General features: G+C 64.7%; 2 protein-coding genes. Both read right to left on the bottom strand.

Translation table 11 applies throughout. From position 1 onward, the window contains the following. Window positions 1-450: (2Fe-2S)-binding protein (locus EN939_RS33860; RefSeq protein ID WP_164751498.1), on the bottom strand; the 450-nt coding region annotated here is incomplete at its 3' end. Continuing rightward, on the bottom strand, window positions 450-1,310 hold the full coding sequence (locus EN939_RS33855; protein WP_127271789.1) for an FAD binding domain-containing protein: 861 nt from the start codon (window positions 1,308-1,310) through the stop codon (window positions 450-452). The genes EN939_RS33855 and EN939_RS33860, both read right to left, overlap by 1 nt. Window positions 1,311-1,495 lie beyond the last annotated feature (185 nt).

Raw genomic sequence — 1,495 nt, 5'->3', positions numbered from 1 at the left:
GTCCTGGACGGCGCGCACGATCTTGTCGTAGCCGGTGCAGCGGCAGAGGTTCCCGGCGAGGCCGAAGCGGATTTCCTCCTCGGTCGGGTCGGGGTTCTTGGCCAGGAGGTCCTTGGCCGCGATCAGGAAGCCCGGCGTGCAGATGCCGCATTGCAGCGCCGCATGCTCGAGGAACTTCTGCTGCAGCGGGTGCAGCGTATCGCCATGGGCCATGCCCTCGATGGTCTCGACGCGCCGGCCTTCAGCCTCGGCGCCGAGCACCAGGCATGAGCAAACCAGCCGATCGTCGAGGATGATCGAGCAGGCGCCGCAGTCGCCGGTGCCGCAGCCTTCCTTGGCGCCCGTCAGCCCCAGCCGATCGCGCAGGACATCGAGCAGCGTCTCGTCCGGCTGGCAAAGATACTCGACAGCGTCGCCGTTGATTGTCGTTGAAACTGCTATACCAGCCATCATTTGCCTCCTGCACGTGTATAGGCTGATGTGGCGGCCCGCTGGGCCAGCACACCCGCAACTTTTCGTCTGAATTCGATGGTGCCGCGCTTGTCGTCGATGGGACGGCAGGCGCCCGCACAGACCTTGGCGAGCCGCTCCAGCGTCGCTTCGTCCAGCTTGGAGCCGATGAGCACCTCCGCCGCCTCTTCGACCAGAAGCACCGTCGCCGCCACGGCGCCCAGCGCCACGCGGGCCGATTTGACCACACCGTGCTCGTCGAGCGTCAGGTTCACGCCGGCACTGACCACCGCGATGTCCATCTCGGTGCGTGGAATGAAACGCAGATAGGCATCGCCAGAGCGCGGCTCGCGCTTGTCGAGTAGGATCGCCTCGATGATCTCGCCTTTGGCCAGCGACGTCTTGCCCGGCGCGGTCGGCACGCTCTGCACGGGAATCGTGCGCCGGCCCGCCGGCCCGACGACCACTGCCTTGGCGCCGGCGGCAACCAGCGCCGGCACGCTGTCGGCGGCCGGCGAGGCGTTGCAGAGATTGCCCACGATGGTGCAGCGTCCCTGCACCTGCTTCGAGCCGATCAGCTTGGCCGCCTCGACGACACCAGGCCATGCCTTCTTGAGGGCGGTGTTCTCTCCCAGGACGGCGCAGGGAACCGCGGCGCCGATGCTGAAGCCTTCAGCAGTTTCCCGGATCTCGCTCAAGCCATCGATCGCCTTGATGTCGACGATCAGCTCTGGTTCGGCAAAGCCGCCCTTCATCCTGACCAGGAGGTCGCTGCCTCCCGCGAGGATGGCGGCCGTACCAGCCGACCCGGCCAAGTGGCCAACGGCATCTTCTATTGAAAGCGGACGTATGTAGCGCATCGTCTCCCCTTGGTCATCGCGATTTCAGCGACCGTTATAAACAGTCTCCTCATAATGGCTATCCGGTTCCTCAACTGCGGCGATTAGGCCAGGCGCCGCAATATCCAGTCCAACAGACGGAAAGTGGCGCGCTGAATGGCAGCAACCGGCTTTGGGATGATTTTCGTGAAACTTCGGCTATGGAT

Source organism: Mesorhizobium sp. M7A.F.Ca.CA.002.05.1.1 (assembly GCF_003998335.1).
In the GTDB taxonomy this organism is placed as follows: domain Bacteria; phylum Pseudomonadota; class Alphaproteobacteria; order Rhizobiales; family Rhizobiaceae; genus Mesorhizobium.
The sequence above is the reverse complement of the archived record's forward strand: the minus strand, read 5'-3'. Positions and strand labels throughout refer to the sequence as shown.